16 protein-coding genes are annotated in these 14,602 nt (G+C 70.9%); 3 read left to right on the forward strand and 13 right to left on the reverse strand.

Annotated elements, in window-relative coordinates; all coding sequences use genetic code 11:
• Positions 1-21: 21 nt before the first annotated feature.
• From KV097_RS16920 to KV097_RS16955, 8 genes are all read right to left on the reverse strand, one after another.
• A complete protein-coding gene (locus KV097_RS16920; protein ID WP_220343703.1) occupies positions 22-456 on the reverse strand; it encodes a YciI family protein in 435 nt (144 codons plus the stop codon).
• Positions 457-515: 59 nt separating this feature from the next.
• Complete coding sequence (locus KV097_RS16925; RefSeq protein ID WP_220366530.1) at positions 516-1,265, reverse strand: alpha/beta fold hydrolase; 750 nt, start codon at positions 1,263-1,265, stop codon at positions 516-518.
• Positions 1,266-1,320: 55 nt separating this feature from the next.
• On the reverse strand, positions 1,321-1,803 hold the full coding sequence (locus KV097_RS16930; protein WP_220366531.1) for a hypothetical protein: 483 nt from the start codon (positions 1,801-1,803) through the stop codon (positions 1,321-1,323).
• Between the two features lie 70 nt (positions 1,804-1,873).
• Positions 1,874-2,992, reverse strand: coding sequence for an acyl-CoA dehydrogenase family protein (locus KV097_RS16935; protein ID WP_220366532.1), 1,119 nt, complete (start codon positions 2,990-2,992; stop codon positions 1,874-1,876).
• 9 nt (positions 2,993-3,001) lie between these two features.
• Complete coding sequence (locus KV097_RS16940) at positions 3,002-4,177, reverse strand: acyl-CoA dehydrogenase family protein (RefSeq protein ID WP_220342886.1); 1,176 nt, start codon at positions 4,175-4,177, stop codon at positions 3,002-3,004.
• A 91-nt stretch (positions 4,178-4,268) separates the two neighbouring features.
• Complete coding sequence (locus KV097_RS16945) at positions 4,269-5,372, reverse strand: 3-deoxy-7-phosphoheptulonate synthase (protein WP_220366533.1); 1,104 nt, start codon at positions 5,370-5,372, stop codon at positions 4,269-4,271.
• A 344-nt stretch (positions 5,373-5,716) separates the two neighbouring features.
• Positions 5,717-6,577: a DUF5926 family protein gene (locus KV097_RS16950; RefSeq protein WP_220342884.1), complete on the reverse strand. Its 861-nt coding sequence runs from the start codon at positions 6,575-6,577 to the stop codon at positions 5,717-5,719.
• A 58-nt stretch (positions 6,578-6,635) separates the two neighbouring features.
• Positions 6,636-7,595, reverse strand: coding sequence for a hypothetical protein (locus tag KV097_RS16955; protein ID WP_220366534.1), 960 nt, complete (start codon positions 7,593-7,595; stop codon positions 6,636-6,638).
• Between the two features lie 140 nt (positions 7,596-7,735).
• Here KV097_RS16955 and KV097_RS16960 point away from each other — a divergent pair, with 140 nt between their 5' ends.
• Complete coding sequence (locus tag KV097_RS16960; RefSeq protein WP_220342879.1) at positions 7,736-8,050, forward strand: rhodanese-like domain-containing protein; 315 nt, start codon at positions 7,736-7,738, stop codon at positions 8,048-8,050.
• Between the two features lie 3 nt (positions 8,051-8,053).
• Here KV097_RS16960 and KV097_RS16965 read toward each other — a convergent pair whose 3' ends face one another.
• From KV097_RS16965 to aat, 3 genes are all read right to left on the reverse strand, one after another.
• Positions 8,054-8,944, reverse strand: a complete 891-nt coding sequence (locus tag KV097_RS16965) for an Fpg/Nei family DNA glycosylase (protein WP_220342877.1) — start codon at positions 8,942-8,944, stop codon at positions 8,054-8,056.
• 83 nt (positions 8,945-9,027) lie between these two features.
• A complete protein-coding gene (locus tag KV097_RS16970; protein WP_220342875.1) occupies positions 9,028-9,300 on the reverse strand; it encodes an HU family DNA-binding protein in 273 nt (90 codons plus the stop codon).
• Between the two features lie 135 nt (positions 9,301-9,435).
• Positions 9,436-10,107 carry a leucyl/phenylalanyl-tRNA--protein transferase gene (aat, locus tag KV097_RS16975; protein WP_308289472.1) on the reverse strand — a complete coding sequence of 224 codons (672 nt, stop codon included), beginning with the start codon at positions 10,105-10,107 and terminating at the stop codon, positions 9,436-9,438.
• Between the two features lie 88 nt (positions 10,108-10,195).
• Here aat and KV097_RS16980 point away from each other — a divergent pair, with 88 nt between their 5' ends.
• On the forward strand, positions 10,196-10,888 hold the full coding sequence (locus tag KV097_RS16980) for an EcsC family protein (protein ID WP_308289473.1): 693 nt from the start codon (positions 10,196-10,198) through the stop codon (positions 10,886-10,888).
• A 119-nt stretch (positions 10,889-11,007) separates the two neighbouring features.
• Here KV097_RS16980 and katG read toward each other — a convergent pair whose 3' ends face one another.
• Both katG and KV097_RS16990 read right to left on the reverse strand, forming a co-directional pair.
• Positions 11,008-13,254 (reverse strand): catalase/peroxidase HPI, encoded by a 2,247-nt coding sequence (gene katG / locus KV097_RS16985; RefSeq protein WP_220366535.1) that lies wholly within the window; start codon positions 13,252-13,254, stop codon positions 11,008-11,010.
• Positions 13,255-13,323: 69 nt separating this feature from the next.
• On the reverse strand, positions 13,324-13,758 hold the full coding sequence (locus KV097_RS16990; RefSeq protein WP_220342871.1) for a Fur family transcriptional regulator: 435 nt from the start codon (positions 13,756-13,758) through the stop codon (positions 13,324-13,326).
• Positions 13,759-13,889: 131 nt separating this feature from the next.
• On the opposite strand from KV097_RS16990, the gene KV097_RS16995 reads away from it, so the two are divergent.
• Complete coding sequence (locus KV097_RS16995) at positions 13,890-14,435, forward strand: hypothetical protein (RefSeq protein ID WP_220366536.1); 546 nt, start codon at positions 13,890-13,892, stop codon at positions 14,433-14,435.
• Positions 14,436-14,602 lie beyond the last annotated feature (167 nt).

The raw sequence follows: 14,602 nt of genomic DNA on the forward strand, positions 1-14,602 counted from the left end.
CCGCGCTCCTGCCGCTCGTCCTCAGGAGCCGTGCTGGTGCTGGACCTGCTCGCGGAGCTTCTCTTCCTGCTGCCTGAGCTCGGGGGTGTACTCCGCGCCGAAGTCCTCGGCCTCGAAGATCGGCCTGAGCTCGACCTGGCCGGGCTCGCTGGGATCGTTCGGGATCCGCTTCGCCCACTCGACGGCCTCCTCGAAGGACTTGACCTCCCAGATCCAGTAGCCGGCGAGCAGCTCCTTGCTCTCGGTGAACGGCCCGTCGACGACCCGCGTCTCCCCGTCGCCGAAGACGACCCGAGCGCCCTCGGCGCTGTTCTTCAGGCCGTCGCCGTCCAGCATGATGCCGGCGTTGACGAGCTCCTCGTTGTAGGCACCCATCGCCGCCAGCATCTCGGTGGAGGGCATCTGACCCTGCGCTTCCCACGCTGGCGTGGACTGCACCATGACCATGACTCGCATGTCGTTCTCCTTGTCGATCGAGTCCGTTCCGACCCTAGTGCCGGAGCGGTGCCTCACCCCTACGCCGAACCAGCCGCCGGGTTTTCGACACGGGTCACGAACTTTTTCGTACGGGGCTCGTCCGAGCGGGTCGGGACGACGAGCGCCTCGAGCTGGTCGACGAGCTCCTCGGGACGGCTGAGCGCGACCAGGTGGCCCCCGGGCACCTCGTACGGAGTGAGTCCGAGCCGCTCCTGCGACACACGCCGCTGGAACGCGATCGGGAAGATCCGGTCGTCCGTCCCGGCAACGACGGCGGTCGGCACGTCGGGCCACGCTCGCGCCGGCCACGGCTCGGCGAACGACCGCTCGGAGGGCTCCCGGTCCTCGCCGGCGAGGATCTCGGCGGCGAGGTCCTCGGGCACGTCGTGGAAGAAGTCGCGTACGACGTCGAAACCCTCCCACCCTGCCTCGCGCCGCGCCTCGGAGCTCCCGGTCGCCGACCACCACTCGCCTGCGGTCTCGCCGGGCGCAGGGATCATCGGGTTGAGGAGCACGAGCTGGGAGACGGGGATGCGCTCGCACACCAGAGGGCCGATGAACGCCCCCATGGACTGTGCGACCACGACCGGCGGGTCGTCGTGCGGCGCCACGCGCTCCGCGACCGCCGCGAGCACGATCTCGACATGGTCCTCGATGCCCGTCGACTCGTCGTGCTGAGGCACGTCGACGGGGACCGCGGTGTGTCCGCGGCGTTCGAGGGCGGGGACGAGACGGGACCAGTAGCCGGGGTGGCCGCCGGCTCCGGGGATGAGGACGAAGGTGCTCATGCAGCCTCGACTCGGCGCGCCTGCCGAACTCACCGGACGGGTCAGGGTCTCGACGTCACCGGATCGAGAGCTCTGCCTGGTTGCCCCCGCGACCGCACTTCCTGCCGTTGGGATAGGTCGCCTGGGGGGTCACCCGCGCCACGTCACGACGGAGCTCGGTGCCGTCGCGCCGTTGCACGACGGTCGTCACCTCGACCTGCTCGAGAGGCAGCTCGGGGACCTCGACGAAGCTCACCATCGTCCCGTCCGATCTCATGACGGCGCCGCAGGAGGAGTCGGGACCGTCACCGTCACAGCCCTGGTCGACGGCCACCCGGCCCGGCGTCAGCGCTGACTGGCCGTCCACGCAGACGCCGTCCCAGCAGACGCTGGTCCGGACCGTCACCGCCTGTGTCGCCAGCGGCGGCTCGACCGAGACCCCGATCCCGGCGGACGAGCCGATCATCGTGCACACCCGAGAAGGGTCGTCCGCACCGCCACCGCACGCCATCAGCAGGGCGAGCGGCGCCGCCGCCCAGGCCGTACGGAGTCGGTGCATGGCGGCACAGTAACGGTCGGGCACGGCACGGGTACGGGGTCGGCGGGCGTGCCGCCGACCCCGTCCGATGTCAGCGCAGCAGCTCGACGATGCCGCGGCCGTCGATGCCCTCGGCGACGCGTCCGAGGTGATAGGCCTCCGTGCCGAGCGTGCGCTCGAGCACGGTCAGCCGTGCGGCGTAGTGGCCGATCGAGTACTCCGCCGTCACGCCGATGCCGCCGTGGAGCTGGATCGACTCCTGGCTGACGTGCCGGGCGGTGCGACCGATCTCGGCCTGCAGGCGCGAGGCGACCAGGGGGTCGGGCCCGTGCTCGGCCAGTGACATCGTCGCCCACAGCGAGACCGAGCGGGCCAGCTCGAGCGACGTGTACATGTCGGCCGCCCGGAACGTCAGCGCCTGGAACTTCGACAGCGTGACCCCGAACTGCTTGCGCGTCTTGAGATAGCCGACGGTCGTCTCGACCGAGATCTCCATCGCGCCGATCGCCTCGGCGCCGTACGCCGTCTGCAGGCGGGCGAACGCCCGTGCGAGAGCATCCTCGCCGGCCTCGCCGAGCGGGGTCGCGACGGCCCCGGTCAGGACGACGCGGGCGGCGTAGGAGTCGTCGGGCGTCGCGTACGTCGTGCGGGTGACACCGTCGGCGTGGGCATCGACGACGAACAGCCGTGTCGTCTCACCGTCCTTCGCACTCACGACGAGGACGTCGGCGACGCCGCCGTGACGGACCGGCTCCTTGACGCCGTCGAGCGTCCAGCCGTCCACCGACGGGGTGGCGGTCACGCCGTAGGCGACCGTCCCGTGCGGCGCACGCGGCTCCTGGTGGGCGATCACGGCGACCAGGTCGCCGGCAGCGATCTTGGGAAGGAGCTCCTGCTTCTGCTCCTCGGTGCCCGCGTCGGCGATCAGCTCACCGGCACCGACGACCACGTCGATGAACGGCTCCGGCGCGAGCACGCGCCCGATCTCCTGGGCGACGATCCCGACCTCGACGGCCCCGGCGCCGGCGCCGTCGTACGCCTCGTCGAAGGGCAGCCCCAGCAACCCCATCTCGGCGAGACGGCCCCAGACGTCACGGTCCCAGCCGGGCTCGGTGGCGACGACCTTCTCCCGGTTGGCGGCGGATCCGCCGAGGATGCCGCGGACGGCGTCCCGAAGAGCAACCTGCTCGGTGTCCAGCGTGAAATCCATGTCAGTCCCTCACAGTCCCAGGATCGTGCCGGCGATGATCGTGCGCTGGACCTCGTTGGAGCCACCGTAGATCGACACCTTGCGGAGGTTCAGATACGTCGGTACGGAGCGGCCCGCCCATGCCGGCACGTCCGAGTCGTCTCCGGCTCCGGCGGCCAGCACGTCGCTCCCGGCGACGTCGACGGCCAGCTCGGAGACGTCCTGCTGCAGCTGCGAGCCACGGAGCTTGAGGATCGACGAGACCGGGTTGGGCTTGCCGTCCTTCGAGCCGCCGGCGACCCGGAGCGCGGTGAGCTCGAGCGCGAGCAGCTGGTTCTCCAGAGACGCGAAGCGGGCGGCGATCGCCGGCTGGTCGATGAGTCGGCTGCCGTCGGCCAGCGGGACCGAGGCGTGCTCCTTGACGATCTGGAGACGCAGCTTGGTGCTGCCGGTGGCGCCGATGCCGTCGCGCTCGTTGCCGAGCAGGAACTTCGCGTAGTCCCAGCCGTGGTTCTCCTCGCCGACGAGCTGGTCGGCGGGGACGCGCACGTTGTCGAAGAAGACCTCGTTGACCTCGTACGACCCGTCGATGAGCTTGATCGGTCGCACCGTGACGCCGGGGGTCGACATCTCGAAGAGGACGAACGAGATGCCCTGCTGCTTCTTGGGCGCGTCGGGGTTGGTGCGTACGAGGCAGAAGATCCAGTCGGCGTACTGCCCGAGCGTCGTCCAGGTCTTCTGGCCGTTGACGACCCACTCGTCACCGTCGCGGACGGCGGTGGTGCGCAGCGAGGCCAGGTCCGACCCGGCGTCGGGCTCGGAGAAGCCCTGGCACCACCAGATGTCGAGGTTCGCCGTGGCCGGCAGGAACCGCGCCTTCTGCTCCTCGGAGCCGAACGTGGCGATCACGGGACCGACCATGCTCGTGTTGAACGGGAGCGGCGAGGGCACGCCGGCGGTCTGCATCTCGTCGAGCCAGATGTGGCGCTGCAGCGGCGTCCATCCCTTGCCGCCCCACTCCACGGGCCAGTTCGGGACGGCATAGCCGCCTGCGTTGAGGGCGCGCTGCGCCTCGACGATCTGCTCCTTGGAGAGCTCTCCACCGCTGCGGACGGTGTCGCGGATCTCCTGCGGGACCTTGGTGGTGAAGAACTCGCGGAGCTCCTGCTGGAGCTGCGCGTCCTCCGGTGTCAGCGCGAGCCTCATGTTCGCTCTCCTGTGGGGCCGTACGACGTGGTCTGGGGCACACCCTAAGTAAGCGGGCGCTTAGCCGGCTACCCGGGGGTAGGTGTTCAGCCTAGGCCCCGGATGCTGCCCGCCGCGTCGCCGAGGCGCGCGCGAGCTCCTCGAGCAGGTCGGCGGTGACGTCCCAGCCGATGCAGGCGTCGGTCACGCTCTGCCCGTACGTCAGGTCTGCCGGCGCGGGCGCCTGCTTGCCGGGGACCAGGAAGCTCTCGAGCATCACGCCGCCGATCCCGCGGTCCCCACCGGCGACGTCACCGGCCAGCTCGCGGACGACGGCAGCCTGGCGGACGTGGTCCTTGCCGGAGTTGCCGTGGCTGGCGTCTACGACGAGGCGCGCCGGCATCCCGCCGCGCTCGAGCAGCCCGAGCGCGGACCGCCGAGACTCCACACCATAGTTGGGGCCGGCGTGCCCGCCGCGCAGGATCACGTGGCAGTCGGGGTTGCCGCTCGTGGAGACGGCGCACGCCCGACCGTCCGCGTCGATCCCGAAGAACGTCTGTTCCGCGCCCGCCGCCCGGCAGCCGTCGATCGCCGCCTGGACCGAGCCGTCCGTGGCGTTCTTGAAGCCGACGGGCATGGACAGGCCCGACACGAGCTGCCGGTGCACCTGGCTCTCCGGCGTACGGGCGCCGATGGCACCCCAGGAGACGGCGTCGGCGAGGTACTGCGGGCTGGTCGGCTCGAGCAGCTCGGTGCCCGCAGGCAGGCCGGTCGCGAGCACGTCGAGCAGCACCGAGCGGGCGAGCCGCAGGCCACGGCGGACGTCGTACGACTCGTCCATCCCCGGATCGTTGATGAGGCCCTTCCACCCCACGGTCGTGCGGGGCTTCTCGAAGTAGACCCGCATGACGATCTCCAGGTCGCCGGCGTAGGCCTCCCGCAGGGGTGCGAGCCGGTGGGCGTAGTCGAGCGCCGCGCTCGGGTCGTGGATGGAGCACGGCCCGACGACGACGAGGAGACGGTCGTCCTCGCCGGACATGATGGCGGCCGCCGCGTCGCGCGACCGCGCGACCAGGTCGGCGGCGGCATCACCGAGCGGGCGGGCCGCGACGACGTCGCGGGGGCGCTCGAGAGGCTCGAGGGCACGCACGCGGAGGTCGCTCGTCGGCGTGCGGCCGGGGGTGGGGGTCGTACGGGCCGGGGCTGAGCTGGACATCGGCACTTCCTCTCGGCGGCACCGGTCCTGCGCCGGCACCGCCACGAATGACGAAAGGCACGGACCGTGTGGTCCGTGCCTGTGCTGGCTTGCTGAGCGGGTCGGTGGGTCAGGCGCCGACCGCTGGCTGCACCAGCACGTCGCGCCCATAAAATCGCCCGCTCAACATGGGGCAGAGAGTAGCACCTGGGGTGGTGCTGGCATGGGAAGACCCCAGCCGCTGCTGACGGGGGATACAGTAGCGACCGGGGTCTAAGGAAGACTGTAGGGCATCCTGAACGGGCGTTCAAGTCCTCCGTCCGATGACCTGGATCACCTGCTCGGAGAGCCTTCTCGACCGGGCATCAACGCACCGTGATCTGACGGTTCGCGAGCCCGTTGCGCGCCCCGCGCTGCTCGCTCGTCAGCGGCGAGGAGTCGGCCAGCGCCTCCTCGAGCCGCGACTCGAACGCTGCTGCAGGGCCCTCCAGGGCGACGGCCGGCGTGGGCTCGAGCATCTCCCACACAGGGACGAGCAGCCCGTGCGCGCGGAACGACCCGATGAGACGCACGTCGTCGGCGAGACGGTCGTCTCCGCTGACGTGCAGCCGCGCGAGAGCGGTCAGGAGCTTGTCCTCGTCGTGGGGCATCACCCAGCGGAGGAACTGTCGCTCGCCGAGCTGCGTCCAGTAGGCGGCGTCGACCTCCTCGAGCCGCTCGGTCGGCGTCACGACCTCGTTGGCCTGCTCGATCGCACCTGCCACGGCACCCGTGGGGTCGTCGACACCGGCGGTCCAGAAGTCGAAGCCGTCCTGCACGTCGACGGGGAAGTCGGACTCCGGGTCGACGAGGTCCTGCAACCGCCGTCCCGCCCCCGGGTCGGCGATGACGATCTCGGTGCCCGGCTCGGTCTCGAGGCCCTGCTCCACCACGGCGGCCAGATCACGGCTGACGTCACCGAAGTTGTGCGTCACCTGGAGGCCGAGCCACAGCTCGCCGTCGGGGCGGACGAGACCGGCGGACGCGCCGGGCAGCAAGGTGCACACCCGTACGGTCGTGCTCTCCGCGACGTCGGGCCGCAGGGCGACCGTCGCCGTGGCGGACGGCACGAACTCGCGCAGCGCGACCCAGTCACACTCTCCCGGAAGCCCTTCGAAGGTCCTGGCGCGGAACGGAACCCGCTCGGCCTTCTCCGGCTTGACGCGGCGGCGCGATCGCTTGCCCATGGCGGCTTCTCCTGAGTGTCGGTGGGGTACGGCGTACGGCGTCGGGGTCCGGCGCGGCTCACTGGCCGCCGGTCGGCCCCTGCGGCGGGTACGGCGGCTGCTGGGGACCCTGCCCCGGCTGACCTGGCTGTCCGTACGGCGGCTGCTGCGGCTGACCGTACGGCGGTCGCTGGGGCTGGCCACCCGGCTGGCCGTACGGGGGTTGCTGGTGCTGACCATACGGCGGTCGCTGCGGCTGGCCGTACGGCGCCTGCTGCGGCTGACCACCACCCGGCTGGCCGCCCGGCTGCCCGTACGGCGGGCGCTGCGGCTGCTCGGCCGGCTGGCCGTAAGGAGACTGCTGCTGCGGTGCCGCGTAGGGCGAGCCAGAGGAGCCGTCGCCGGTCGACGCGTCCCGCGACGACAGCAGCGCCAGGATCCCGAGCGCGAGCCCGATCGCCAGCACCGCCATGCCGGCACCCACGAGGAGATATCCGGTGACGGCGTCGTCGACCTCGCTCGCCGACTCCACGCCACTGGTCATCGCCCCACCGCCGGCCGCGACGAGCCCACCGATCGCCGCGACGCCGAGTCCGATCCAGCCGAGCAGCGTGCGCCCGCGTCCGGCGGCGAGAGCCACGATCCACAGGAGCACCGCGAGCACCACGACGAGCAGGGTCGCGGAGACGAGCAACGCGTTGAGCGAGTCGCTGTCCTCGGCGACGCTGCGGCTGACCGAGGACGGGTCGTCGGAGAGGTCGGCAAAGATGCCGCGGCGGGCGGTCAGCGCGAACGCGGCGTAACCGAGGGCGACGAGCGTCCCGAGGCCGAGGGCGACGACGGCGACCATGCCCCAAGGGGACGACTTCTCGACCTCGCGGCCGCGGGCCGTCGGCGGGGCGTGCGGCGCGGACCACGACTGCCCCTGCGGGGCACCCGGCTGGGACGGCCCGGGCTGACCACCCCAGGACGAGCCCGAGGATTGACCGGGGCCGGAGCCGTACGGCCGTCCGTAGGGGTCCTGCGGGCCTTGCGACATGGCTCTCCTCCTCGCGCACGGGCGAGCACGCACGCGCCCGGCGGGCTCAGCCTAGCCAACCCAGCGGTCGCCGCGAGAGCACCGCCTTCACCGAGGGCGCGACTCGTGGAGCGTGTGGAGGCGGCTGAGAGGATGGAGACATGGACGAGAACACCATCCCGACCGTGGACGTCGCCGGCGTGCCCGATCCCCTTCCCGCAGGGCTGGTCGTCGTCGACGTCCGCGAGGACGACGAGTGGGCCAGCGGGCACGTCGACGGTGCGCTCCACATCCCGCTCAGTGATCTCGCTGCCCGGATCGACGAGGTGCCCGCGGAGGGTCAGGTGCTGGTCTACTGCCGTTCGGGCGGACGGTCGGCTCGCGCGACCGCCTTCCTCCAGCAGCGCGGTGTCGACGCCGTGAACCTCGCCGGGGGCGTCATCGCCTGGCACCAGGCGGGCCGACGGCTCGTCTGAGCGCTACCGCAGGAGCTTCGACATCCGCCGGTCCGCCAGCGGCTTGCCGCCGGTCTGACAGGTGGGGCAGTACTGCAGGGACGAGTCGGCGAATGACACCTCACGGATCGTGTCGCCGCAGACCTCGCACGTCTCGCCGGTACGGCCGTGGACCCGCAGTCCTGACTTCTTCTCCTTCTTGAGCTCCGACGCCGCCAGCCCGTCCGCGCGCGCGATCGCCTCGCGGAGCGTGGTGCCGATCGCGGCGTACAACGTCGTCAGGTCCTCCTCGGACGCCACGATCGCGCTCGCCGACCTGAAGGGCGACATCTTGGCGACGTGGAGGATCTCGTCGGAGTAGGCGTTGCCGATCCCGGCGATCTGCCCCTGGTCGCGCAGCACGCCCTTGATCTGGGAGCGGCCGGCGGACTCGAGGATCTGGCGGAAGACGTCGATCGTGAACGTGCCGTCGAGCGGGTCCGGCCCGAGTCGGGCGACGCCGGGGACCTCGGCGGGGTCGCGGACGAGATAGACCGCGAGTCCCTTCTTGGTCCCCGCCTCGGTGAGATCGAACCCCGACCCGTCGTCAAGCACGATGCGGAACGCCAACGGGTTCTTGCCGCCACCGGGTCGCGGCGGGGTCGTGGGCTGCTCGTCCTTCCAGCGCAACCAGCCGGCACGGGCGAGGTGGATGATCAGGTGCAGTCCGCCGACGGAGATGTCGAGGAACTTCCCCCGTCGCGTCACGCCGTCGACGACGAGACCGGTCAGAGCGCTGACGGGCGGGTCGTAGGTCTTGAGCGCGCTGATCGCGGCCGGGTAGGCAGCGACGATCGCACGGGGCTCACCCTCGGTGACCCCCAGACGGCGGGACAGGTCGTCGACCAGCGCGTCGACCTCGGGCAGCTCGGGCACGTGACCAGTGTGCCGTCCCGGGGCCACGAACGCGAGGGACCCCGGGACGCTCACGCGTGCCCGGGGTCCCTTCGTGGAACGTCTTACTTGACGGCGGCCTTCAGCTTGCTGCCGGCGGTGACCTTCACGCCGTGGCCGGCGGGGATCTCGAGGGTCTCGCCCGTCGCGGGGTTGCGGCCGGTGCGCGCTGCGCGCTCGACACGCTCGACCGTGAGCAGGCCCGGGATCTGGACCTTCTCGCCCTTGCCGACGGCGTTGATCAGCGTGTCGCCGAAAGCGCTGAGGACCGCGTCGGCGTCGGCCTTGGTGGTGCCGGCCGTCTCAGCGACTGCGGCTACGAGTTCAGTACGGTTCACGGGTTCCTCCGACGTGGTGGGACTGGGTTGTCTCGGACGCACACCAGCATAGGGAGAAATGCCGAACTTCCCCGGATTTCCGGGGCCCCACGCCGGTGTGGTGCGCCTTGACACTAGCCCACGACGCCGGTGGTTTCAGCGCCACGGGGGCGGGAGCGGTGTGTCGACGACCCTTCGGAGGGTGTCCAGGTAGGTGTCGCGGGGCCATGCCTCGGCCCCGAGCGACGCCAGGTGCGGCGTGAGCCACTGGACGTCCACGAGCCGCTGGGCCGCGTACTCGTCGGACAGCAGCTCCACCAGACTCAGCAGGGCGACCTTGGACGCGTCGCGCTCGCGGTGAAACATGCTCTCACCTGCGAAGAGGCCGCCGACCGCAACGCCGTACAGCCCCCCGACCAAGGCGCCGTCCGTACCTCTCACCTCGACCGAGTGCGCCCATCCGAGATCATGCAGCCGCGAGTACGCCGCGGCGATCTGGCCGTCGATCCAGGCACCCTCCCGCGACGGGTCGGCACACGCCTCCACGACGGCGTGAAAATCTGTGTCGACCGTCACGGTGAAGTGCTTGGCCGACTTGCGCAGCGAGCGGGTGACACGCAGCCGGTCGAGCTGCAGCACGCCGCGCTGCACGGGGGACCACCAGCCGATCGGGCCCTCCGGCTCGACGGGCATCGGGAACATCCCGGCCGCGTATGCCGCCACGAGGGTGCCGGGCTCGAGATCGGCGCCAATGCCGACGAAGTCGTCGTCCGGCCAGTGGGTACGGCCGAACTCCCAGTGGTTCGGCGGCAGCGGCTGCGGCGTCACAGGCCTGACTGTATCCAGGGGCCGCCGGCTACCTGCTGGCTCAGTGGGTACCTCCTACGATGGAGCGCAGACTACTCAGGAGGACCGTGTGGGCATCGCCAGGACGACCGCGAAGATGGTGGGACCGCGCGTGGCCATGTCGGCCGGACCGAAGGCCACGTCCGGATACGTGCGTGTGCTGCTCGACCGGGCGATCGACGGCGTGGGCCCCTTCAAGCCGGTCCGGGTCGCGGCCGACGCCCGGCTCGCGCTCGCCGGCGGGAGGGTCGAGGACGCCATCGACGACACCGTCGCGATCCACGTCCGCTACGCCGGGGCCCAGGGCTTCCTGACCAACGTCGGTGGCATCGCGTCGATGATCGTGACGGTCCCCGCCAACGTGACCGGGCTGGCCGTCCTCCAGTGCCACATGGTGGCCGCCATCGCCTACCTCCGCGGCTACGACCTCGACGACCCGCGGGTCCGCAACGCCGTGATGGCGTGCCTCCTCGGCAAGGACGAGATCAAGAAGGCCGTCAAGGAGCGACGCATCCCGACGACGCCGATGGGCCTGGCGACCTCGCCCGTCCACGACCCGAGCCTCGACGACCGCGTCGCCCAAGAGGTGACCACCGCGCTCTTCGGCCGGGTCAGCGGCAAGCAGGGCGCCTCGATGATCGTCCGCAAGGTGCCGTTGCTCGGCGGAGGGGTCGGCCTGGTCGCCGACGCGAGGCACACCGCCAAGATCGCCTCGTACGCGCGCCAGGAGCTGCGCGACCGGCGGCTCGCACTGCCACGCTGACGGCCCGCACCCGCGGCCGTACGCACCAGCGCCCCGGCCTGACGGGCTGCACACCGGATCCGCGAGGAATCCGGTGGCGAACCCGTCAGACCGGGGCGCGTGCTGGTGCTGGCGGAGCGTCAGACCAGGTCGAACCGGTCGGCGTTCATGACCTTGACCCACGCCGCGGCGAAGTCACGGACGAACTTCTCCTTGGCGTCGTCGCTCGCATAGACCTCGGCGAGCGCACGGAGCTCCGAGTTGGACCCGAAGAGCAGGTCCACACGGCTGCCCGTCCAGGTGTGACCCGTCGCCGTCGTGCCGGTGAAGGTCTGCGCCGAGTCGTCGTTCGGCGTCCAGGTGGTGCCGAGCTCGAGCAGGTTGACGAAGAAGTCGTTCGTCAGCGTGCCCGGGGTGGCCGTGAGGACACCCAGCGACGAACCGTCGTAGTTCGCGCCGAGGGCGCGCATGCCACCGACGAGGACCGTCATCTCCGGCGCGCTGACGCCGAGGAGGTTGGCCTTGTCGACGAGGAGGTACTCGGCGGGCAGACGGGTGGCCTTGCCCACGTAGTTGCGGAATCCGTCGGCCTTCGGCTCCATGTAGGCGAAGGACTCCACATCGGTCTGCTCCTGCGTCGCGTCGACGCGACCCGGCGCGAACGGCACCTCCAGGTCGTAGCCGGCCGCCTGCGCGGCCTGCTCGACGCCGACGTTGCCGGCGAGCACGATGACGTCGGCGAGCGAGACCTGCTTGCCGCCGGTCTGCGACGCGTTGAACGCCGCCTGGACACCCTCGAGCGCACGGAGCACGCCTGCGAGCTCGTCGGGGTTGTTGACCTCCCAGCCTGCCTGCGGCTGGAGGCGGATGCGCGCGCCGTTGGCGCCACCGCGCTTGTCGCTGGCCCGGAACGACGAGGCCGCGGCCCAGGCCGTGGTGACCAGCTGCGAGACCGTCAGGCCGGTGGCCTTGATCTGATCCTTGAGCGCGGCGACGTCAGTCGCGTCGACCGTCTCGTACGAGGCCTCGGGGAGCGGGTCCTGCCAGAGGAGCTGCTCGCTGGGGACCTCGGGGCCGAGGTAGCGCGCGAGCGGTCCCATGTCGCGGTGGGTGAGCTTGAACCACGCGCGGGCGAACGCGTCGGCGAACGCGGCCTGGTCGTCCTTGAAGCGACGCGAGATCTGCTCGTAGACGGGGTCGAAGCGCAGCGCGAGGTCGGACGTCAGCATCCGCGGCTCGCGGTGCTGCGAGGGATCGTGCGCGAGCGGGACCAGATCCGAGCCGGCACCGTGCTTCGGACGCCACTGCTTCGCACCGGCGGGCGACTCCATGAGCTCCCAGTCGTACGCGAACAGGATGTGGAAGAACTCGTTGTCCCACCGGACCGGGTGGTAGGTCCAGGTGACCTCGAGGCCGGAGCTGATGACGTCGTCACCCTTGCCCGTCCCGTGGCCCTGCTTCCAACCGAAGCCCTGCTCCTCGAGCGGGGCAGCCTCGGGCTCGGGGCCGACGAGGTCGGCGGAGGCCGCACCGTGGGTCTTGCCGAACGTGTGGCCGCCGGCGATGAGCGCGACGGTCTCCTCGTCGTTCATCGCCATGCGGGCGAACGTCTCGCGGATGTCGCGGGCCGAGGCCAGCGGGTCCGGGTTGCCCTCGGGACCCTCGGGGTTGACGTAGATGAGACCCATCTGGACCGCCGCGAGGGGGTCCTCGAGGTCACGGTCGCCGGTGTAGCGCTCGGCGCCGCCGGCGTCGCCGCCCAGCCACTCGGTCTCGGGGCCCCAGTAGACGTCCTCGTCCGGCTCCCACACGTCCTCGCGCCCACCGGCGAAGCCGAAGGTCTCGAAGCCCATGGTCTCCAGCGCGACGTTGCCGGCGAGGATCATCAGGTCGGCCCACGACAGGCTCTGGCCGTACTTCTTCTTGACCGGCCACAGCAGACGGCGGGCCTTGTCGAGGTTGACGTTGTCCGGCCAGCTGTTGAGCGGCGCGAAGCGCTGCTGGCCCGCACCGGCACCACCGCGACCGTCGCTGACGCGGTAGGTGCCCGCGCTGTGCCACGCCATCCGGATGATGAACGGCCCGTAGTGGCCGAAGTCGGCCGGCCACCAGTCCTGCGACGTCGTCAGGACCTGGGAGATGTCCTGCTTCACGGCGTCGAGATCGTGCGCACCGAACGCCGCGGCGTAGTCGAAGTCCTCGCCGAGCGGGTTGGCGACCGCAGGGTTCTTGGCGAGGATCTTGAGGTTGAGCTGGTTGGGCCACCAGGCACGGTTGCCGCTGCCACCCTGCGTCGGGTGGGCGGCCTTGCCGTGCGCCACGGGGCATCCGCCCGCGGGCTGATCCTCGTTGACCTCGCCGATGACGGCGTCGTGGTTCTCGGACATGTGTTCCTTTCCAGGGCTTGCTGAACTACGGGGTACTGCTGGGGGTGAAGGCGGGAGGGACGAGACGGATCACACGTCCTGAGCGGTGGTTGCGCACGAGGCGCACGTGCCCCAGAAGACGACCTCGGCCTCGTCGATCACGAAGCCGCGGTCGTCGGAGGCGTGCAGGCAGGGAGCCTCGCCGACGGCGCAGTCCACGTCGGCGATCGCTCCGCACGAGCGGCAGACGACGTGGTGGTGGTTGTCTCCGACCCGCGCCTCGTACCGGGCGACCGAGCCGGAGGGCTGGATGCGCCGGACGAGGCCGTGATCGGCCAGCGTGCGGAGCGAGTCGTACACCGCCTGGTGCGACACCGTCGGCAGACGGCGGCGTACGGCGGCGATGATCGTCTCGGTGTCGGCGTGGGGCGCCTCGTGCACGGCGGTCAGCACCGCGACCCGCGGCCGAGTCACGCGCAGCGTCGCCGCGCGGATCAGCAGCTCGATCTCGGGTGCGGGGGGCATGGGCTCAGTGTGGCTGCTTTTCTTGAATGAGTCAAAAAAAGGGCGTGGAGCACGTCGGCGACCCGTGACCCTCCCCCGTGCTGCCATGGACGGACGTCAGCAACCGACATGGCGAACGCGGAGGTTCACTCATGACGAGACGATGGATGCGCATCGGCGCAGTAGCGGCAGGGTCCGTCCTGGCCGTCGGCATGGTGCCGACCGCAGCACAGGCGGCGACCACCGACGTGAAGGACCCGCGCGGCGATGCCCCGCGAGTCGCCGACATCACCAAGCTCCGGGTCAAGAACGGTGAGCACCGGGTCACGGGTGCGCTCACCGTGCCGCACCACAAGAAGCGGAAATACGCCGGGATCGACCTCATGATCCGGACGAAGGACAGCGGCCGTTGGGCCTACATCGTCTCGATCGCCCCTGCCGGCAACGGCCAGGCCGCCAAGAAGGGGCTCTTCTATCAGCGCGGCGACGATCCGGCCACGTCCCGGCGGCTGCGGTGCACCGGCATCAAGACCGCGTGGAAGAGCAAGAAGATCACGATCTCGGTCCCCGTCCGCTGCCTGACGGAGACCAGCGCCCGCCGAGTGCGGGCGCGCGCCGGGATCATCACCCGGCTCGAGCCGGGACACGACTGGTACGACGACCTCACCCGCTACAGCCGCTACGTCCGACGCGGCTGACGACACGGGTTGGACAAGGAATACGAACGAGGAGGTTCACTCATGACGAGACGATGGATGCGCATCGGCGCAGTAGCGGCAGGGTCCGTCCTGGCCGTCGGCATGGTGCCGACCGCAGCACAGGCGGCGACCACCGACGTGAAGGACCCGCGCGGCGATGCCCCGCG

It is taken from the genome of Mumia sp. zg.B17 (assembly GCF_019550915.1).
Classification (GTDB): Bacteria; Actinomycetota; Actinomycetes; order Propionibacteriales; family Nocardioidaceae; genus Mumia.